At 68.9% G+C, this 19,404-nt stretch carries 14 protein-coding genes and 1 pseudogene; 7 read left to right on the top strand and 8 right to left on the bottom strand.

Going from position 1 to position 19,404, the window contains the following annotated elements:
- Positions 1-550 precede the first annotated feature (550 nt).
- Positions 551-1,963, bottom strand: a complete 1,413-nt coding sequence (locus tag ET475_RS02315) for a L,D-transpeptidase family protein (RefSeq protein ID WP_242497826.1) — start codon at positions 1,961-1,963, stop codon at positions 551-553.
- Between the two features lie 175 nt (positions 1,964-2,138).
- On the opposite strand from ET475_RS02315, the gene ET475_RS02310 reads away from it, so the two are divergent.
- The 6 genes from ET475_RS02310 (at position 2,139) to ET475_RS02285 (ending at position 8,416) form a co-directional block, all read left to right on the top strand.
- On the top strand, positions 2,139-3,329 hold the full coding sequence (locus ET475_RS02310) for an ROK family transcriptional regulator (RefSeq protein WP_129385642.1): 1,191 nt from the start codon (positions 2,139-2,141) through the stop codon (positions 3,327-3,329).
- Between the two features lie 71 nt (positions 3,330-3,400).
- A complete protein-coding gene (locus tag ET475_RS02305; protein ID WP_129385640.1) occupies positions 3,401-4,741 on the top strand; it encodes an extracellular solute-binding protein in 1,341 nt (446 codons plus the stop codon).
- Positions 4,742-4,791: 50 nt separating this feature from the next.
- Positions 4,792-5,775 carry a carbohydrate ABC transporter permease gene (locus tag ET475_RS02300; RefSeq protein ID WP_129385638.1) on the top strand — a complete coding sequence of 328 codons (984 nt, stop codon included), beginning with the start codon at positions 4,792-4,794 and terminating at the stop codon, positions 5,773-5,775.
- The gene (locus tag ET475_RS02295; RefSeq protein ID WP_207205391.1) at positions 5,772-6,668 is read left to right on the top strand and encodes a carbohydrate ABC transporter permease; all 897 of its coding nucleotides are present in this window, start codon (positions 5,772-5,774) and stop codon (positions 6,666-6,668) included. Before ET475_RS02300 ends, ET475_RS02295 begins: the two co-directional genes overlap by 4 nt.
- 43 nt (positions 6,669-6,711) lie before the next feature.
- Positions 6,712-7,644, top strand: a complete 933-nt coding sequence (locus tag ET475_RS02290) for an ROK family protein (RefSeq protein ID WP_129385636.1) — start codon at positions 6,712-6,714, stop codon at positions 7,642-7,644.
- Positions 7,637-8,416 (top strand): glucosamine-6-phosphate deaminase, encoded by a 780-nt coding sequence (locus ET475_RS02285; RefSeq protein WP_129385634.1) that lies wholly within the window; start codon positions 7,637-7,639, stop codon positions 8,414-8,416. Before ET475_RS02290 ends, ET475_RS02285 begins: the two co-directional genes overlap by 8 nt.
- 139 nt (positions 8,417-8,555) lie before the next feature.
- On the opposite strand, the gene ET475_RS02280 is transcribed toward ET475_RS02285, so the two are convergent.
- The 4 genes from ET475_RS02280 to ET475_RS18045 form a co-directional block, all read right to left on the bottom strand.
- Positions 8,556-8,996, bottom strand: coding sequence for an NUDIX hydrolase (locus tag ET475_RS02280; RefSeq protein WP_129385632.1), 441 nt, complete (start codon positions 8,994-8,996; stop codon positions 8,556-8,558).
- Positions 8,993-10,384: an FAD-binding oxidoreductase gene (locus tag ET475_RS02275; RefSeq protein WP_129385630.1), complete on the bottom strand. Its 1,392-nt coding sequence runs from the start codon at positions 10,382-10,384 to the stop codon at positions 8,993-8,995. The genes ET475_RS02280 and ET475_RS02275 overlap by 4 nt, the downstream gene beginning before the upstream one ends.
- Positions 10,381-10,755: a YrdB family protein gene (locus ET475_RS02270; protein WP_129385627.1), complete on the bottom strand. Its 375-nt coding sequence runs from the start codon at positions 10,753-10,755 to the stop codon at positions 10,381-10,383. The genes ET475_RS02275 and ET475_RS02270 overlap by 4 nt, the downstream gene beginning before the upstream one ends.
- An 808-nt stretch (positions 10,756-11,563) precedes the next feature.
- The gene (locus ET475_RS18045) at positions 11,564-12,544 is read right to left on the bottom strand and encodes a hypothetical protein (protein ID WP_242497736.1); all 981 of its coding nucleotides are present in this window, start codon (positions 12,542-12,544) and stop codon (positions 11,564-11,566) included.
- A 752-nt stretch (positions 12,545-13,296) separates the two neighbouring features.
- Here ET475_RS18045 and ET475_RS18365 point away from each other — a divergent pair.
- The gene (locus ET475_RS18365; protein WP_422879937.1) at positions 13,297-14,523 is read left to right on the top strand and encodes a hypothetical protein; all 1,227 of its coding nucleotides are present in this window, start codon (positions 13,297-13,299) and stop codon (positions 14,521-14,523) included.
- A gap of 767 nt (positions 14,524-15,290) precedes the next feature.
- Here ET475_RS18365 and ET475_RS18360 read toward each other — a convergent pair.
- The 3 genes and pseudogenes from ET475_RS18360 to ET475_RS02245 form a co-directional block, all read right to left on the bottom strand.
- Positions 15,291-15,977, bottom strand: a pseudogene (locus ET475_RS18360) (sigma-70 family RNA polymerase sigma factor); the annotation flags it as partial.
- Positions 15,978-16,589: 612 nt separating this feature from the next.
- Positions 16,590-17,735, bottom strand: a complete 1,146-nt coding sequence (gene nagA, locus ET475_RS02250; protein ID WP_129385621.1) for an N-acetylglucosamine-6-phosphate deacetylase — start codon at positions 17,733-17,735, stop codon at positions 16,590-16,592.
- A 1-nt stretch (position 17,736) separates the two neighbouring features.
- Positions 17,737-19,233 (bottom strand): family 20 glycosylhydrolase, encoded by a 1,497-nt coding sequence (locus tag ET475_RS02245; RefSeq protein WP_129385619.1) that lies wholly within the window; start codon positions 19,231-19,233, stop codon positions 17,737-17,739.
- Positions 19,234-19,404 lie beyond the last annotated feature (171 nt).

Raw genomic sequence — 19,404 nt, 5'->3', positions numbered from 1 at the left:
CCCCGTTGTTGCGCGACTTGTCCTGGGGTTGCGCGACTTGTCCACTTGTTGCGCGAGCTGTCCTGGTGTTGCGCGACCTGTCCTCGGGCCAGGGGGACAGCTCGGGTAACCGGGGGACAGCTCGGGCAACCCGGGGGCAACTCGGGCAACCGGGGGACAACTCGGGCAACCCGAGGACAACTCGGGCAACCGAGGGACAACTCGGGTAACCGGGGGACAGCTCGGGCAACCGGGGGACAGCTCGGGCAACCGGGGGACAGCTCGGGCAACCCGAGGACAGCTCGGGCAACCCGAGGACAACTCGGGCAACCCGGGGGACAGCTCGGGCAACCGGGGGACAACTCGGGCAACCGGGGGACAACTCGGGCAACCCGAGGACAACTCGGGCAACCGAGGGACAACTCGGGCAACCCGGGGGCAACTCGGGCAACCCGGGGACAACTCGGGCAACCCGGGGGCAAATCGGGTAACCGGGGGACAAGTCGGGCAACCCGGGGACAACTCGGGCAACCGGGGGGCAACTCGCGCGGCGAACCGAGACGCGCCGAGGCTAGGGCTGGACGGTGACTTCCATGCCCTCGGGCGCCCAGTCGTAGATCGTCTTGGCGGTGCTGATGGGCATGTTCACGCATCCGTGGCTCATCACGTGCCCGAAGTTGTGGTGCCAGTACGTCCCGTGGAACCCGATGTCGGGGGCGAAGTAGGTCACCCACGGCACGTTCTTGGTGCAGTAGTCATACCCGGGCACGCAGCCCATGTCTTGCAGAGGCACGTGCGCGAAAACGGTGAAGTGCCCGGTGGGGGTGGCGTGCCCGGCGGCTCCGGTGGAGACGAGGTAGCTGTTCCAGAGCTTGCCGTTCTGGTAGAAGTACGCGCGCTGTTCGCTGAGATCGACCACCGCGTAGCGCGAGATCTTCGTGGTCGTCGCCTTGTCGACGTCGACCTTCAGCTTGTAGACGCTGTCTCCGGCGGCCAGCTGCGAAGCGAAGGCGGCGGCGATGCCGGTGGTGTCGCCGAGTTTGCGTCCGTCGAGCGTCTGCTGGTCAGTGCGCAGCACGGTGCCCGCGGTGTTGGTGATCGCGGTGCCGTTCTGCGGGGCACGGTCGACCTTCTTCGCCAGGGTGGCCACGACCTTGTCGATGGCCGAAGCGTCGGCGGTGATGTCGAACGATCCATCGCGGGGACTGACGATGAGCCAGGATGCCGCAACCGCGCGATCGACGGGCACGGTGCGCTCGTCGCCCACGTAGAAGCCGACCTTGTCGAGAAGAGTGTTGAGCTGCTTCGCCGTCTTGTTCGCGGTGTCGGTGGAGATCGCGGGGTCGGTGGGCACCTGAGTCGCCGCCACGGGCACCGCGGCCTTGCCGGCGGCGAACCCGTCTTGTAGGCCGGTGGCGATGGTGTCCAAGTCGACGCCGGCGCCGTTCTCGGCCTCGCCGACCACGTACTTCTCACTCTTGTCGTCGAAGGTGACCGTGGCGTCTTTGGCGTCTTCGAACAGCGCGGGCGCTGCCTTGCGCAGTGCCGCCTCGGCGGTGTCGTGGTCGAGGGTGACCTGGGCGTGCGCGGTGTCGGAGAACCACGCCCCGATCTTCCACATCGGGTGGTCGCTGTAGGCCGCGTCGGCGAGGGCGCGCGCATCGACGGTGGCGCCGAGCTGGGCGCCGGTGAGGGTCGCGTCGACCCCGTCGCCGGTCAGCTCGATGGCGGTGCGATCGAGCTGTGCCTGAATGGCGGCGGCGGCGGCCCCCGGCGTCATTCCGCCCACCTGCACGCCGGCGACAGCGGTGCCGGGGGCGATCAGCACGAGCGAGGCGGCGATCACGCCGGCCAGCGCCACGCCTGCCGGCGCCCCGATCCACAGACCGAGATGCCGCTTGCGCTTGGGTGGCGGCGTCGGCGCCCACGCATAGGTCTGCGTGCTCGCGTCGCCCTCTTCCCGTGACACTTCGCCCACGGACATCACCCCCGAAGTCTTCCCCGGTCACCATGCTAATCGACACGCTTGTCAGGAAGCCTGGAGTGAGAGCCCGAAGACGTGCTGCGACGGTCAAGAAAAGGTAACGTTTTTGTAAAGCCGCTATGCAAAATGGTGTGAAAGCTTGCGTCGGCCGTGTTCGTAAGGTGTACTAACAAACATGTCGACCTCGGAAGCGCGACGCGGCCCTTCCTCCCCGGAGCAGGGGAGCGCCGCCGGCTACGCATTGGCCGCGCCGCGGCATCCGCGTCATGGCGCGAAGGTGCTTCCCGAACACGCTCGCGCGCACAATCGGTCGCTGGTGCTGCAGACGCTTTTCCACGGTGGCGCCATGAGTCGCGCCGACCTGTCGCGTGAGACCGGGCTGACCCGGGTGACGATCTCTGACCTGGTCGCCGAGCTGATCGCCGACGGATTCGTCGCCGAAAAGGGGGTGCGCGAGATCTCGCGCCCCGGCAAGCCCGCGATTCTCGTCGACCTCGATCACGAGGGTCACCGCATCGTCGGCCTCGACCTTTCGGGCACCTCGTCGTTCGTGGGCGGCGTGCTCACACTCGACGGCACGATCGTGGTGCGGCGCGAGATTCCGCACCCCGGCGCCGACGGCGACGTGGTGGGCGCCATCGTCGCGTTCGCCGGCGAGCTGGTCGCCGACTCACACGCGCCGGTGCTGGGCATCGGCGTGGGCACTCCGGGCATCGTCGATGCGTCGGGCGTGGTCATCACGGCTCCGAACCTCGGGTTGAACGGCTTCGATCTCGAGGGCGCGCTGCGCGCGGCGCTCGATGTACCGATCATCGTCGCCAACGATGCGAACGCCGCGGTGCTCGCCGAGTACACGTTCGGGGGAGCCGGTGACGATGTCATGGTCGTGCGGGTCGGGCGCGGCGTCGGCTCGGGCCTGCTCTCGGGCGGCCGCCCGATGGTCGGCAGCCGTTTCGCCGCCGGTGAGATCGGCCATGTGACGGTGGCCACCGACGGTGGTCCGCGCTGCTCGTGCGGGAAGGTGGGATGCCTCGAGGCATGGATCTCGGTGCCCACTCTGACCGCACGGCTGGCCGAGGCATCCACCCCCTCCGCCCGTGAGGGCGTGCTGCGCGACGCCGGCGAGCGGCTGGGCATCGCCCTGGCGCCGGTCGTGGGCGCGCTTGACCTGTCGGAGGTCATCCTCTCCGGCCCCAGCGATCTTCTCGACGGCCCGTTCTCTGCGGCCACGGTCGAGACTCTTCGAACCCGTACCCTCGCGAAGATCCACGAGGGCATTCGGGTGCGCATGACCGCACAAGGCGAGGACATCGTCCTGCGCGGCGCCGCGGTCATGGTCCTGTCCGCACAACTCGGGGTGTCCTAGCCGCCCCGCAGATCCCCCCGGGTAGGTCGCCCGACCCACCCACTACCAAGAGAAGCAAACAAGGAGACAGAATGCGCACATCACGCATCGTTGCGGTCGGCGCCGCCGGCATCGCAGCCGCGCTGGCGCTCAGCGCGTGCTCGAGCGCCGGCAACGGCGGCAACGGCGGCGACACCAGCACGCCCGACACGAGCAAGACCATCGGCACCGTCGACGGCAGCGGTCGCACGCTGACCGTCTGGGCGATGACCGGGGATTACTCGGACGAGGTGATGAAGAAGGTCAACGACGAGTTCGAGGCACAGACCGGCGCGAAGGTCGACGTTCAGGTGCAGGCCTGGGACGGCATCACCACGAAGCTGACCACGGCGCTGGGCACCACGACGCCCCCCGATGTCGTCGACATCGGCAACACGCAGGTTGCGGGCTACGCGAACACCGGTGGCCTGATGGACCTGAGCGCCTACAAGGACGAGCTGCAGCAGGGCGGCACCTGGGTCGACTCGCTGGCCGGCCCCGCCACCTTCGACGGCAAGCTCTACGCCGTGCCGTCGTTCGTGGGCAACCGCGCCGTCATCTACAACAAGAAGATGTGGGCGGATGCCGGTGTCACGACGGCACCGACCACCTACGACGAGCTCAAGAGCGATCTTGACAAGATCAAGGCGAAGAACTCCGCCAGCGACTTCTCGCCGTTCTACCTGCCCGGACAGTTCTGGTACGCCGGAATGAGCTGGGTCTGGGACGCCGGTGGGGACATCGCCACGAGCGACGACGGCACCTGGAAGGGCGCGTTCTCGAGCACCGAGGCGCAGAAGGGCCTCGACGAGTTCAAGGCCTTCCAGAACGCGTACTCGAGCAAGGCGAGCCAGACGCTGAACACCGACAAGCCGAACGAAGACCAGATCATGGCCGACGGCAAGACCGCGACCATCATCGGTGCGCTGTGGGACGCCGGACTGGTCGTGTCGGGCTCGAACGGCAAGATCACCGAGGACGACCTGGGCACGTTCGCCCTGCCGAACACGGCAGGTGGATCCGGCCCGGCGTACAACTTCGGTGGTGGTGAGGTCTGGGGCATCGCTCAGAAGTCGCCCAACCAGGATCTCGCGCTGGTGTGGACCAAGATCGCGGCAAGCCCCGACATCCAGAACGCGCTGGCTGCGCAGCCCTGGATTCCGAACACCAAGGAACTCGCTGCGGAGTGGGCCACGAAGGCGACCACCCTCACCCAGGGCTTCTACGACGCCTCCGGTGTGACCCGCGCCACACCGGGTGCCGCCGGCTGGGGCACCATCGAGGGCAACAAGAACATGGAGCAGTTCTTCTCCTCGGTGGCCAGCGGCAGCAAGTCGGTCGCTGATGCGGCGAAGGACATGGATGCCACGCTCGACAGCACGCTGAACGGCTGACGCACAGTCAGCCTCGATTCGGTTCCCTTCGGAACCCAGGAGGAATACCGATGAACACCCCGACTGCGGCTCTGGCCGCAGGCGAGGGCACGGCTGCCGCGGCGCTCGACGCGCCGCGGCAGCCCGGCGGCCCTCGCCGGCGACGGCGCAAGCGGATAGCACCCTGGGTGATGCTCACCCCGGCGGGGCTCGTGATGATCGCGCTGACGGTCGTGCCCATCGCCCTGCTTGTGCTCTTCTCCTTCACCGACGCCAACGCGCGCACGGTGATCACCGGCGCCTACGACTCGGTCGGCGTTGCCAATTACACCAAGATCTTCACCGACCCGGAGTTCTGGGCATCGCTGTGGCGCACCCTGTGGTTCACCGCGGCGATGGTGGCCGGCTCGGTTCTCATCGGACTCGTGTTGGCGAACCTGCTCACACGGCTGGGTACGGTGATGCGTTACGTGCTCACCATCGCGCTGATCTTCGCCTGGGCGATGCCGACGGTGGCCTCGTCTCAGGTGTGGAACTGGCTGTTCCAGCCGGGGTACGGCGTGATCAACTGGCTGCTCACACAGCTGCGCATCTTCGGCGACCTGACCCAGACGAACTGGGCCGCCAACACGTGGTTGGGCTTCTTGTGCATCTGGCTGCTGATCGTGTGGCAGGCGGTGCCGTTCATCGCGCTGACGGTCTATGCGGCCCAGACCCAGGTGGATCCGGCCTACTACGAGGCGGCGCGCCTGGACGGCGCGAGCGAGTGGCGCATCTACCGCAACGTCACGCTGCCCTTCATCGCCCCGAGCCTCATCCTCATCACGATCTTGTCGGTGATCTGGGACTTCAACGTCTTCAACCAGATCTGGCTGGTCACCCAGGGTGGGCCTGACAACACGACCGCGACACTGGGCGTGTTCACTTTCAAGCAGGCCTTCGTCAGCTTCAAGATCGGAACGGGCGCGGCCATCTCGGTCGTGACCACACTCATTCTTCTCATCATCACCGGCTTCTACATCCGCCGGCTTCTGCGCTCCGGGGAGGACCTGTGACCGCCCTGACCACCGACGAACCCGTCGGCACCGCCCCTACCGGCGCGACTCCGGTGCGCCGCCGGCGGCGACGCAAGCACCGCACCGGCAGCAACATCCTGGCCATCGTCGTCTCGGTGATCTGGATCTTCCCCGTCTACTGGATGGTGCTGACCTCGTTCAAGCAGCCGTGGAACGTGCTGAATGCGACTCCCGAGTTTCTGCCGAAGAACCCGAGCCTGCAGAACTACGTCAACGCCCTCACGCAGACGACGTTCTTCACGAATCTGAAGAACTCGGTGATCGTGGTCGCCGTGACGTTGGTGTTCGCCATCGTGCTGGCGATGTTCGCCTCGGCGGCGCTCTCGCGCTTCCGCTTCCGCGGGCGCCGCGTCATCCTCGTGCTCATCCTGGCCGTGCAGATGCTGCCGGGCACGGCGCTGCTGATCCCGCAGTTCCTGGTGTTCAACCGGCTGGGCCTGCTCAACCACTACATCGGACTGATTCTGGCCTATGTGGCCCTGACGCTGCCGTTCTCCATATGGGTGATGCGCGGGTTCTTCCTGGCGATTCCGAAAGAGGTCGAAGAGGCCGCCGAGGTCGACGGCGCGAACACGTGGACGGTGATGTGGCGGGTGCTGTTTCCGCTCGTAGCCCCCGGCGTGATCGCATCGAGCGTGTTCTCGTTCATCGCTGCCTGGAACGACTATCTGGTCGCCTATGTGTTCATGAAGGACCAGACGATGTACACCCTGCCGGTCTGGCTGGCCTCGTTCGCGGTGCCCAACCAGCCGATCGACTACGCCGCGCAGATGGCGGCGTCGGTGATCTTCTCGTTGCCGGCGGTCATCTTCTTCCTGATCATCCAGCGCAATCTCGTCACCGGGATGTCGGCGGGGGCGGTCAAGGGCTGATGAACGAGCGTGTGAGAGCCGCCTCCTGTGGGGAGGACGGCCGATGAGAGTGGGATTGGACGTCGGCGGCACCAAGACCGACGCCGTCGCCGTCGACGCCGCCGGCACCATCACCGGCAGGGTGCGTCTGGCCACCGGGTGGGGACCCGACGGCGTGGTGCAGACGGTCGTCGACGCCGTCGAGGCCCTCGTGGCCGCGGGTGTCGAGCGTGGCGGCATCCAATCGGTGGGTGTCGGGATGCCGGGTCAAGTGCATCCCGGATCGTCGCATGTGCTGCACGCGGTGAACCTGGGCATCGCCGATCTCGACCTCGCCGCGGCGACAGCGCCGCGGTTGGGCGTGCCGGTCAGCGTCGAGAACGATGTCAAGGCGGCCGCGCTCGGCGCCGACGCGCTGCGCGGCGGGGCCGGTGGCACGATGGCCTTTCTCAACCTCGGAACCGGGGTCGCCGCGGGGATCGTCAGCGACGGCACCCTGTGGACCGGCGCCCACGGCACCGCCGGCGAAGTCGGCCACATCGCCGTCGACCCGCACGGCCCGATCTGTACGTGCGGTCAGCGCGGCTGCGTCGAGGCGCTGTCGGGAGGGGCGGCCATCGCGCGCCGCTGGGGCAGGCCCGCCCCGCTGCCGGTGCTCGACATGCTGGATGCCGCAGATCGCGCCGACCCGCACGCTCAGGCGCTGCGCGCCGACCTCATGATCGGCGTGTCTGCTGCGGTGCGCATTCTCGTGCTGACCGCCGATGTCGACGTCGTCGTGATCGGCGGCGGGCTCAGCGGCCTCGGCGACAGACTGATGGACGGCGTGCGGGCCGAGCTGGAAGCCAGCGCCGCGGCATCCGAATTCATGCGCTCACTGCACCTGCCCGGACGTGTGCAGCTGCTGCCGGCCGGTTCGCCGGCGGCGGCGCTGGGTGCGGCGCTGGTCGGGGCGGCACGCGAGCGCGATACAAGGGAGACTGTGTTCCATGGCTGAAGTCGTCATTGTTCCGGATGCCGCGACCGCGGGTGCGCTCGTGGCGGACGAGATCGCCGCGCTCATCGCGGCCGATCCCGAGGTCGTGCTGGGGCTTGCGACCGGCTCCACCCCGCTGCCGGTGTATCAGGCGCTGCCGGCTCGGCTGGCGGGGCTGGATGTCTCGCGCGTGCGTGGATTCGCGCTCGACGAGTACGTGGGCATCGACCCCGCTCACCCGGAGAGCTACCGCAACGTCATTCGCCGCGAGGTGGTCGAGCCGCTCGGGTTGGATCCCGAGCGCATCCAGGTGCCCAACGGCGCGTTGGAGACCATCGAGCACGCCGGCGACGACTACGAGGCGGCGATAGCGGCGGCAGGCGGCGTGGAACTGCAGATTCTGGGGATCGGCACTGACGGGCACATCGGCTTCAACGAGCCCGGGTCGTCGTTCGCGTCGTCGACGCGCGTGAAGACCCTGACCGCGCAGACCCGGCAGGACAACGCGCGCTTCTTCGATTCGATCGACGAGGTTCCCATGCACTGCATCACGCAGGGGCTCGGCACCATCCTGCGCGCCCGTCACCTCGTGCTGCTCGCCTTCGGCGAGGGCAAAGCCGAGGCGGTCGCCGGGGCCGTCGAGGGCGCGGTCACCGCATCGCTGCCCGGATCGGCGATTCAGCTGCACCCGCGCGTGAGCGTGGTCGTCGATGAGGCCGCGGCATCCCGTCTGCGCTTCGCCGACTACTACCGCTACACCTGGGACAACAAGCCGGCCTGGCAGGAGCTGTAGAGGGCGGATCTCAAGGCTCCTTCCCCTCCGCCCTCGCCTCGGGCGAGGGGATCTGCCCAGGCGAGGACGCGATGTCGCCGTCCGGTCCTCGCCTCGGCCATTCTCCTCGCCCTGGGCGAGGAGCGGGGGATGCCGCGCGTCAGAGCGCCGGCACGACCACCGGACCCCGGCTTGCGCGCCGCGCGCGCCAGATGAGGGGGAGCAGGATGTCGCGGCTGAGCGGCGCTATCTGCAGGGTGCCGAGCTGGTCGGCCGTGACCCATCGCGCCTCGTCGATCTCGGCGGCGGGGCGCACCGCCGCCGGGGCGAGGTGCAGGGCGAAGGCGTCGGCGACCACGTCGTGCCCTGCCTCGTTCGCGGCGGCCGCCGTGAACCGGCCGAGGGCGCGCAGCGAGCCGGTGCGCACGCGCACGCCGAGCTCTTCTTTCAATTCGCGGACAAGTGTCTGCACGGGGGATTCACCCGGCTCGGGCTTGCCCCCCGGCTGCATGAACATGCCGGTGCCCCGTTTGCGGACCAGAAGCGCGCGGCCTCCGGCATCCGTCACAACGGCGGCACTGACGCGGATGGTGGCAGTCATTCGGAGAACACCTTTCCGGGATTGAGAATGCCCAGCGGGTCGAACACGGTCTTGATGCTGCGCTGCAGCTGCCACTGGTCGTCGCCGAGCTCGGCGGCCAGCCACCGGCTTTTGAGCACGCCGATGCCGTGCTCGCCGGTGAGGGTTCCGCCCAGGCGCAGGGCGGCGTGAAACAGGTCGTCGGCGGCATCCCAGATCTTCTGCGGCACCTCGGTGCCCTCGAAAATGAAGTTGGGGTGCAGGTTGCCGTCGCCGGCGTGTGCGACGGTGGGGATGACGACGCCGTGCTCGCGCTCGACCCGCGCTATCTCGTCGAACATCTCCGCCAGGCGGCTGCGGGGCACTGCGACGTCTTCGATGAGCGTGGTGCCCAACGTCTCCATCGCCGGATGCATGGCGCGGCGTATCTCGAGCAGGCGTTCGCCCTCGGCCTGGTCACGTGCGGTCTCGACCTGGCCGCCCGCGGCACGCAGCACGTCGGCGATGGCGGCGGCTTCGTCGGCGGATGCCGCACCGTCAGTCTGCACCGTCAGCTGCGCGCCGCCCGCGGGCGGCGCGAGATGCAGCAGACGATGCGCGGCGGCCAGGCACGTGGCATCCATCAGTTCCATCACCGACGGCTGCAGACCGACGGCGGTGACGGCGGCGGATGCGGCCGCGGCCGTGCGCACATCGGGGAAGAGAGCGGCCAGCGTGTGCACCTGGCCGGGCGCGAGGCGGCGCAGCTTGAGCGTTGCGCCCACCACCACGCCCAGCACGCCTTCTGAGCCGATGAACAGGCTCGTCAGGTCGAGTCCGGTGACGCCCTTCACGCTGCGGTGCCCCGTATGGATGAGGCGGCCGTCGGCCAGCACGACGTCGAGGGCGAGCACCGCGTCGCGCACCACGCCGTACTTCGCGCAGAGCAGCCCGCCGGCGCCGGTGGCGATGTTGCCACCCACCGTCGAGATCGAGCGGCTGGCCGGATCGGGCGCCCACCACACGCCGTGCGACTCGAGTTTCGCGTTGAGATCGGCGTTGAGGATGCCCGGCTCGACTACCGCCAGCAGGTCGTCGGGGCGCACGTCGAGAATGCGGTCCATGCTGCGTAGCGACAGCGATATCTCACCGGTGCCGGTGTTCGCCCCGCCGGCCAGGCCGGTCCCGGCGCCGCGGGGGACCACCGGCGTGCGGGTCTCGGCGGCGATGCGCATGGTCGCCTGCACATCGGCGATGGATGCCGCATGCACGACCGCGAGCGGAGTGCCCGCCGATGCGTGACCCGATTTGTCGGCGCGCGCCGCGGTCAGCGCATCGGGCGACGTGTCGACACGGTCGTGGAGAGCATTGCGCAGGCGGGCGACGACCTCGGTGCTGTGTGCACCGGTCGTCCCGCCCGCATCCGTCATGCGAACCGGCGGCGCCCGGCGATGACTCCGGCGGTGACGGCCACGACGGCGAAGATCAGGCCGATCCAGGCTTGGCCCATATCCCACCACGCGATCGTGGCACTCGCATACACGAGCAGCTCGACCACGGCACGGACGAACGGATGCACCTGCATCACGGCCCGCGGCGAGACGAAAAGCGCCCAGAGCAAGATCGCGACGATCGGCAGGCCGAGGCCGAGCACGATGTTCCACGGGAACGCCCAGCCCGCAAAGCCCCAGAATGCCAGCGTGAAGAAGGCGAACAGCTCACAGACGACAGCGAGGATGTCAACCGCCGTCAGCGGGGTGCGCACGCCGGGTGCGACCTCGGCGTGTTCGGGGGAGGGCATGCCCCTAGTCTACGCGGCGGTGTCTGGAGGTTTCGTCGGGGTGGCGCGCTGGGCGCGCGCGGCTGTGCTTGGTTGTGCATGGGCCAGGGTTTCCTCGCGCTGTCCTCTTCTGCGTGCGCGCATGTCGTTCGCATGCGCGTGTGCGGATTCGGGTAGCGCGGGCGATTTGGTGTCGTTCGCGGGGTACGTCGCGCTGTCGCGTTCTGCGTGCGCTGTCCCGTTCTGCGTGCGCTGTCCCGTTTGACGGGGCGTTGTTGTTCGCGCTGTCCTTTTCCGCGTTCGCGCATGTCATTCGCATGCGCGTGTGCGGATTCGGGTAGCGCGGGCGATTCGGCGTCGTTCGCGGGGTACGTCGCGCTGTCGCGTTCTGCGTGCGCTATCCCGTTCTGCGTTCGCTACCCCGTTCTGCGTTCGCAATCCCGTTTGGCGTGGTGGTGTTCTTCGCGCTGTCCTATTCTGCGTTCGCGCATGTCATTCGCGTGCGCGTATGCGGATTCGGGTAGCGCGGGCGATTTGGCGTCGTTCGCGGGGTACGTCGCGCTGTCTCTTTCTGCGTTCGCTATCCCGTTCTGCGTGCGCTATCCCGTTTGGCGTGGTGGTGTTGTTCGCGCTGTCCTTTTCTGCGTTCGCGCATGTCATTCGCGTGCGCGTATGCGGATTCGGGTAGCGCGGGCGATTTGGCGTCGTTCGCGGGGTACGTCGCGCTATCCCGTTCTGCGTGCGCTATCCCGTTCTGCTTCGCACTATCACGCGCCGCGCGGCGCGGTGTTCGCGATCCTCTGACGCGAGTCGTGCGCTGCGGCATCCCTCACGGCCGCGGCCGTGAGCATGGCATTCCGTCTCCGGTGAGGATGTCCCAGATTCGCCGTGGGTTGTCGGCTTCGAGAGCCTCCCACCGGGAGAACCCACGCACTTCGCGGCGGATTTCGTTCTCGCGGTTCTTCTCATCGATGACGATTTCAGCGGAACTGCGGTCTGCTCCGAACTCCGGGCTGAGGTACTTGCCCCGGCCATCGATCTCGCACCAGTGGTCTTCGCGCTCGAAGAAGAGGTCAGCGATCGCGAGGCGTCCACTGCGCAGAGTGCGCCGAACCTGTATCAGCGGCATCGGAAACCCCAGCTGCACCACGACGACGCGGCTCTGCGATTCGCGCACGTTCGCAGCGAGCGGGTTCGCGAAGTCGAGCACGCGACGCGCCCGCGCGTCGCCACGGCTCGGGGCACTGCTCTCGAGCAGCTTGCGGATGTCGGCGAGCGTCGTCAACGGCCCGCCGGGACGCTCCGACCATATCGCCTGATCGACGGCGCTCACCGCCCTGACGAAGGGCAGCACTCTCGCGAGGTCGAGTGCTGTCTGGGCCGGTGTCGTGATCTCGTGATCACCCCAGGGCACGCGCTCCACGCCCTCGAGCCCGAGCGCGTGACGCTGCACGGTGCCGCCCGATCGCCCGCCCGAGCGACGCGGAGTCGTGACATCCACCCGATTCGGCCACGATCCGAGCACGTCGATATCCCATTCGGAACCCGCCGCGAAGTGGGACACGACGGCGGGATGCTGGAGCCGGCGCACCGTCTCGTCGACCAGCGTGCGATGTCGCTCGATCGGCTTGAGCGCCGCCCAATCCTTGGACGGGGCGAATACGCCGGGGACGACGCGTGTCCACTCTCCGGAATCGATCGATCGACGAAGCCGCCGGTCGTCGATCAACTCGAGCGCACGGTCAGACCGCCGAATGAGCTGGAGCGAGGACTCGACGGGGACCAGGGCGGATGTGACGGACGTTGCCATGCACACGATGCTGCCCGCGCCGAGGGTGGCCGTGGCGGCCGCACGTGCGATCTGTGGACAACTGCCGTGATAATGGGCGATTTGGTTGCCTGGGGAGGAGAGGATGCCGCGGTGCTCTACGCCGCGTTCGTGTGCACAGCACTCGGGCCAGGCCATCCGGAGCTCGGTGTGGGGTGGGGCACGCTCGGTGGTTGGCGAGACGACGTCGCGGATGCCTCGCGCTGCCTCGTTCTGCGTCCGCGAGGGCGTTCTGCGTGCCCGGGGGCCTTCTGTGTGCGCTAGTCGGTTCTGCGTTCGCGGGGGAGTTCTGCGGGGACAGCGCGTCGCGCTGCCCGTTTCTGCGTTCGTGCTTGTGATTTGCGTGCGCGGATGCGGATTCGGGTAGCGCGTGCACGATGCGGCGCGGTGCGGCGCTCAGCGGGGTGTCTCGCGCTATACGTATCTGCGGGCGCTAGTCGGTTCTGCGTTCGCGGGGGAGTTCTGCGGCGACTGCGCGTCGCGCTGCCCGTTTCTGCGTTCGTGCTTGTGATTTGCGTGCGCGGATGCGGATTCGGGTAGCGCGTGCACGATGCGGCGCGGCACGGCGGCCAGCGGGGTGTCTCGCGCTGCTCAAATCTGCGTGCGCTACCCCGTTCTGAGTACGCTGTCGAAGTCGTGCACGCGTTACCCGCGGCCGACGCGGACGCGACGGACGGCGGAAGGTTCGAGTCGGAGGCCTTCACTGCGGGGGCGCTGAAGCAGCGTCGTTTGCGGTGACGGGCGCTGCATCGTCAGCGGTGACAGGTGCGGCGGCGGTGGTGGTGTCGGCGTCTGTGGCCGGAGCGGTGTTGTTGTCGGTGGCGGCCGCCGTGTCGTCTGTGGCCGGTGTGGTGTTCTCCGTCGCGGCTGCCGCGGGCGCCACGCCGGCGGTCTTCCCGTCGGGCGACGCATCGTCGGAGGAGTCGGTGTTCGACGTATCGGAAGCGGACGTCGACACGGGGGAATCGGCAGCCGATGACGCGGTGTCGGGAGACGATGACGCGGTGTCGGGAGACGATGACGCGGTGTCGGGAGACGATGACGCGGTGTCGGGAACCGGTGACGCGGTGTCGGGAGACGATGACGCGGTGTCGGGAGACGATGACGCGGTGTCGGGAGACGACGAAGTGGCATCCGGGGACGACAACGTGGGGTCGTTGGCTTGTTCGATGGCCGCAGGCGTCGCCTCCGCGTGCGCCACCTCGGCGCGCATCGATAGTGCGGATGCCGCGGGCACATCGGCGAGCGATTCGACTGGCGTCGGTTCCGCGGGCTGGATGCGGCCGGGATCGGGCAACGTGGCCGAGACGTCGTCTGTGTCGCCGTCGGGCGCGTCCGGCAGGGGGAGGACCGCGCCGTCACTGAGCTCGAGAACTGACGTCGTGATCGTGGGCACATCGTCTTCGGCGTACTGGAATGTGATGGGGGCGTCCGCCAGAATTTCAGCAAGGGTAGGACGAAGTTCGATCGACTGTTGTCCGGTCTCGCCGAGCGTGACGGTGTGCGGGTCGCGATTGCCGAGGGCGATGGTGACATCCTCGCCGGCGGCACCGGTGAGGGGAACTGTGATCACCCATCTGAATCTGGTGTCAAAAGCCGCAGACACCGGCCCGATGCTCAGGGGAGTACGCGCGGGTTGCGGACTGGTTTCGCCGGGGTTGGTGGTGTCGCCGGGGTCGCCGTCGCCGGGGTCGGTGGTTTCGCCCGGGTCGGTGACATCGCCGGGCTGGTCTGTGTCGCCCGGGTCGGTGGTTTCGCCGGGGCCAGTGCCGTCGCCGGGGTCGGTGGTTTGGCCGGGGTCGGTGGTCTCGCCGGGCTGGTCGGTGTCGCCGGGGTCGGTGGTGTCGTCCGGGTCGGTGACATCGCCGGGCTGGTCGATGTCGCCGGGGTCGGTGTCACCGGGGTCGGTAGTCCCGCCCGGGTCAGTGACATCGCCGGGCTCGTCCGTGTCACCTGGCTGAGCCGGCTCCTGCGGCGTGACCTCGGCCGGCGGATCGACGGCGACCGGCTCGGGGGCGGGTTCGACCGGCTCTGCGACCACCGGCTCGGTGGTGACCGTGTCAGCGGCGGGAGGCGCCTCAGGCGCATCCGGCTCATCCGGCTCGTCCGGAGCGGGAACATTCGGCTGTTTCGGCACAGGAGGGGATGCCGGTGGCTCTTCGGGCGGCGCAGTCGGAAGATTGTGCGGGTCGGGCTCTTCACCGACGACGTCGGCACTCGGTGTGGGTGCGTGGGGGACAGTGCCGTTCGCCGATGACTGGGCATCGGCCGACGACGGCGCTGTCAACGTGCGCGGGATCACCAGAGCGCCCACGGCGATGGTCGCGGCGACCAGCACACCGGCGGCGGCCAGGCCGGCGACTGCACCCGCGCCGGCGAAAACTCCACCCGACGCCCCGCCGACGCCCGAACCGACGCCCGAACCGCCACCCGCTCCGGCGCCACCCGCTCCGCCGCCGGAACCGCCGCCCGAACCGACGCCAGCCCCGGCGCCCAAACCAGCACCAGCCCCGGCATCCGAACCGACGCCCGCACCTTCGACACCTCCGGCGATCACGGCGCCCTGCACGACGCCCGACGGCATCCCGGCCACCGCGGTGACCGGAGCGCCCAGCTGCAGCCAGGCGGCATAACCGGCCGCGCCGGCGCCGAGAGTCAGCGGAAGAAGCACCAGGGCGAGGCGGTCGGAGACGTCTTTCGCCTCGGCGGCGACGATTGCGCACCGCGCGCAGGCGTGCAGATGCCGTTCGACTTTGCCCTTGTCGCGCTTACCGAGGCCTCCGCGCGCATAGGCTCCGAGTCGCTCGATGGTCCACTGGCAGTCCGAGCCGTCAGCGACCGAGCGCAGATGGGCCTGCACCCACGCCGCGCGCAGACCCTCGCGGGCGCGCACGGCCAGCTGCGCGACGGCGTTCGCCTTCATGCCGAGCAGCGGCGCCACCTCGGCAGGCTTCATCTGCTCGATCTCGGTGTACCAGAGCACTTCCTGCCAGCGCGTGGGCAGGCTGCGGAATGCCTGATGCGTCAGCCCGCGGTCGAGGGCGTCCTCAGCCGCTTGCTCTTCGGTGCCCGGATCGGCGATGGCGTCGAGCTCGTCGATCGCCGTCTCGCGGCGTGCGCGCCCCCAGGCCGCAGCGGTATTGCGGATGCTGGTGAAAAGGTAGGCACGAAACGACCCGGTGGGCCCGCCCCCGCGTTGCAGCGAGCGGTAGATGCGGGTGTAGGCCTCTTGTACGAGGTCGTCGGGCTCCAACGACGACGTGATCGATCGCGCGACGGTGATGCCGGCGGGATAGTGTCGACGCCACAACTCACCGAACGCGTCGGTGTCGCCCGAGCGCGAGAGCTCGACGAGATCGGCGTCGGCCGTCTCTTCGAGCGCAGGGCGATGTTCGCCGCCGCGACGACTTCTCATCGTCTCTCCTGGGCGTGTGGGTGGGCCGGGCTCGGGTGCCCGGCACCGTCCATTCTTGCCGACCCGCCGGTGAGACGCCATCCCCGCCGCCGTGAAATCGCGTCTCTCCCGGTGTCTTCGGAGGCTGTGGAACTTTTTTCGCGAAGTCGCGTCATGAATCTCGGGGAGAGGCGTCTCTCTTCACGACAGGCCTGTGCTCCTCCGGGGGGCGGAGCCCAGGTGTGGCTGTCGCCCGAAGGCAGTCGGTGAGAGGCGGAAGCGTTCAGGGGGAACGCCTCCGCCGCTCGCGGCCTGCGCTTCTTCGGGGGGAGAAGTGCGGGGGCCGGTCGGGACCCGCGATCGGCAGCAACGGGGTCGGCGGTCTGCAGAGGCCGCCGACCCCGTCGTGACGCCCAGAAGAATGGATGCCGCAGCCCGCCCTCGCGCGGGCCCGCAACGCGGCGGGCGAACACGGCGGTTCGCGAGACTATGGTGCTCGTTTGACCGCGATCTGAGACGCGACGCCGGGCGAGGGGTCGACGCGCGGTGCGGGATAAGGGAGCGGGTGGGCGCGTTTCGACTCGCTCGCTGCGCTCGCTCGCTCAACGCCCGGTAGGCATTACCAACGCCCGGTCAGATCGGCGCCCCGTCCACCCACACGCGCTGCACGGTCAACCGCTCGTCCAGCAGCACGGCGTCGGCGGCGTGCCCGGGCGTGAGCGAGCCGAAGCGGTCGGCGACGCCGATGGCCGCGGCGGGAACCGCGGTGGCGGCCGCGACAGCGTCGGGCAGCGGCATCCCGACCTCATGCACCATGAGTCTGACGGCGGCGTCTTGCGTGAGCGTCGATCCGGCGATGGTGCCATCGCTGACCAGACGCGCGACGCCGTCGACGACCGAGACCTCGAGGCCGCCGAGCGTGTACGCGCCGTCGGGCGCGCCGGCGGCCGCCATGGCGTCGGTGATCAGCGCGACCCGGCCCGGGGCGCCGCCGGCCAGCAACCGGATCACATCAGGGTGCACGTGCGTGCCGTCGGCGACGACCTCGAGCGTGACACGGTCGTCACTCAGTGCCGCCACCACCGGCCCGGGAGCACGATGATGGATGCCGCGCATCGCGTTGAACGCGTGTGTGAGGATCGTGGCACCCGCGTCGAAAGCGGCGTGGGTCATCGCCTGGTCGGCGTCGGTGTGTCCGACCGCGACCGCGACCCCGGCCGTGGCGAAGCGGCGGACTGCGTCGAGGCCGCCGGGAAGCTCGGGAGCGAGAGTGATCTGCCGGATACTGCCGGCGCCCGCCTCGAGCAGGTGGTCGATGGATGCCGCATCGGGCGCGCGCAGCAGCGCCGGCGTGTGCGCGCCTTTGTGCCCGACATCCAAGAACGGCCCCTCAAGGTGCGAACCGAGAATCGTCGCATCGGCAGCGGAGAGCTCGCCGACCATGGCCGCGCGGGCGGCGAGGTCGTCTATCGAGGCGGTCACCAGCGAGAGCACCGCGCGCGTCGTGCCGTGCGTGCGGTGCAGGGCACGGGCCTCGGCGATGGCATCGGGCCCGTCGTCATAGGCTGCGCCACCGCCGCCATGCCCGTGGATGTCGATGAAACCCGGCGTCAGCCACGCCTCGCCCGCGTCGTCGGCCTCGCGTGGTGAGAGTTCGCGCCAGTCGTCACCGGTGCCCAGGCCCGCGACGAGCCCGTCGTGGAACGCCACCCAGGCGTGCTCGGTGACCCGGCCCTCATCGACGAGACGAGCGGAATGGATGACGCGGTCGACGGCCATCTCAGACCCAGTCGATCTCCGGTGCGGCCGTGAATACTATGCCCTGGCTGCGCCAGAGCGCGCCCAGCGCGCCCACGCGAGTGCGGAACGAGCCCCAGGTGCGTTCGGGCGCGTCGGCCGGCGACCAGGCGATCTCGGCCGCCGCCGCGATGCGGGGAAAGGCCTGCGCATCGAGATCTGCTGCGGTGCGCAGCGTCTCGGCCCACAGCGGCGCCTCCACACCGAGGATGTCGTCGTCGCCGACACCGTCGATGATGTCAGCCGGATCCCACCCATAGGAATCCTGCACGCTCGTGGGGCCGTTGGCCCAGGTCAGTCCGAGGGTGCTGTCGGCGTCGAGCTTCATGTCGAGGTAGGCGGCGTCGGCGGGGGAGAGGATCAGCCGCGCGCCGTTGCGTACGAACGTGCGCGCCTTCTCATCCATTCCGTCGGTGGGCGTGACGAACCCCCAGTACTGGCCGATGGTGCCGGGAGCGAGCTCGGCTGAGGCGCCCGCCTCGTGCCACGCGATCGGCGTCTTGCCCAGATCGGCGACCATGCGCGTGACACGCGTGACGTAGTGCGCGTAGTCAGACGGATCGGTGCCCAACGCCTCGTCGCCGCCGACGTGCAGATACGGTCCGGGCGTCATGGCGGCCAGCTCGCGGTACACATCGCCGAGCAGCCCGTAGGTCGCCTCGTCGCGGATCTTCACCGACGAGAAGCCGACCGCCAAACCCGTGTAGGGCGCGCCGGGCTGCGGCATCCCACCCCCGAAGGCTTCGACGACCTCGGCGACTTCTGGGGTGATCACCGGCGCCTCGACGAGTTCGGGATGAGCCAGGCCGAGGGCGTGTGTGTGCCCGGGGCCGTCGATCTCGGGCACCACGATCATGTGCCGGCTCGCCGCGTGCGCGACGATGCGGGCGTAGTCGTCTTTCGTGAAGAATCCGCCGGCGTCGCCGCCGATGGCACTGTCGCTCGCCTTCTCGACGAGCTCGGGGTGACTGTCAAGGGCGATGCGCCAGCCCTGGTCGTCGCTCAGGTGCAGGTGCAGGGCGTTGAATTTCAGCGCGGCGGCGCGGTCGATGTAGCCGGTGACCGCGGCGACGTCGAAAAAGTGCCGCGCGACGTCGAGCATCACTCCGCGATAGGCGAAGCGGGGGGCGTCGGCGATCGTCTGGGCTGCGATGGTGCGGGATGCCGCCAGCAGCTGCACGAGCGTCTGCACGCCGTAGAACAGCCCGGCCGCGTCGCCGCCCACGATGCGCAGCGTCGTCGCGTCGGCGCTGAGCGTGTACGACTCGGCGGGGCCTTCGGCGATCTCGAGCACGATGTCGCCGTCGGCGGGGTCTTCGACGATCGCGATCGTGCGGCCGATGGCGTCGGCGAGAGCGCGGGCGGCGAACTCTGCCGTGGCGGCAGTTTCGGGTGCGGTGACGATGCGGGATGTCGCGGTGAACGTGAACGGGGCCGCTGCGGCATCGATCGTCTGCGATCGGGGGACCGGAACTGTCATGTAAGGAACACTAACAAAAGGCGCGAGTGTGACGCCAGAGGCATCATGTTTCACTCTGTTCTCACTGGGTCTTGTGGGCGCGGCCAGAGAACGGAATACTCAGGAACGGCTCAGGGAGCGTTTTCGCGTTCTCTTCGGGGGGCCGCATCGCAGATGTTCGGGAGGCACGCT

Origin of the sequence: Microbacterium protaetiae (genome assembly GCF_004135285.1) — a bacterium.
Taxonomy (GTDB): Bacteria; Actinomycetota; Actinomycetes; order Actinomycetales; family Microbacteriaceae; genus Microbacterium; species Microbacterium protaetiae.
The sequence above is the reverse complement of the archived record's forward strand: the minus strand, read 5'-3'. Positions and strand labels throughout refer to the sequence as shown.

Coding starts and splice junctions, on each gene's coding strand:
- ET475_RS02270 (WP_129385627.1), bottom strand. CDS start 10,755: ATGCCCTCCCCCGAACACGCCGAGGTCGCACCCGGCGTGCGCACCCCG.
- ET475_RS02245 (WP_129385619.1), bottom strand. CDS start 19,233: ATGACAGTTCCGGTCCCCCGATCGCAGACGATCGATGCCGCAGCGGCC.
- nagA (WP_129385621.1), bottom strand. CDS start 17,735: ATGGCCGTCGACCGCGTCATCCATTCCGCTCGTCTCGTCGATGAGGGC.
- ET475_RS02300 (WP_129385638.1), top strand. CDS start 4,792: ATGAACACCCCGACTGCGGCTCTGGCCGCAGGCGAGGGCACGGCTGCC.
- ET475_RS02285 (WP_129385634.1), top strand. CDS start 7,637: ATGGCTGAAGTCGTCATTGTTCCGGATGCCGCGACCGCGGGTGCGCTC.
- ET475_RS02290 (WP_129385636.1), top strand. CDS start 6,712: ATGAGAGTGGGATTGGACGTCGGCGGCACCAAGACCGACGCCGTCGCC.
- ET475_RS02275 (WP_129385630.1), bottom strand. CDS start 10,384: ATGACGGATGCGGGCGGGACGACCGGTGCACACAGCACCGAGGTCGTC.
- ET475_RS02305 (WP_129385640.1), top strand. CDS start 3,401: ATGCGCACATCACGCATCGTTGCGGTCGGCGCCGCCGGCATCGCAGCC.
- ET475_RS02280 (WP_129385632.1), bottom strand. CDS start 8,996: ATGACTGCCACCATCCGCGTCAGTGCCGCCGTTGTGACGGATGCCGGA.
- ET475_RS02315 (WP_242497826.1), bottom strand. CDS start 1,963: ATGTCCGTGGGCGAAGTGTCACGGGAAGAGGGCGACGCGAGCACGCAG.
- ET475_RS18045 (WP_242497736.1), bottom strand. CDS start 12,544: ATGGCAACGTCCGTCACATCCGCCCTGGTCCCCGTCGAGTCCTCGCTC.
- ET475_RS02310 (WP_129385642.1), top strand. CDS start 2,139: ATGTCGACCTCGGAAGCGCGACGCGGCCCTTCCTCCCCGGAGCAGGGG.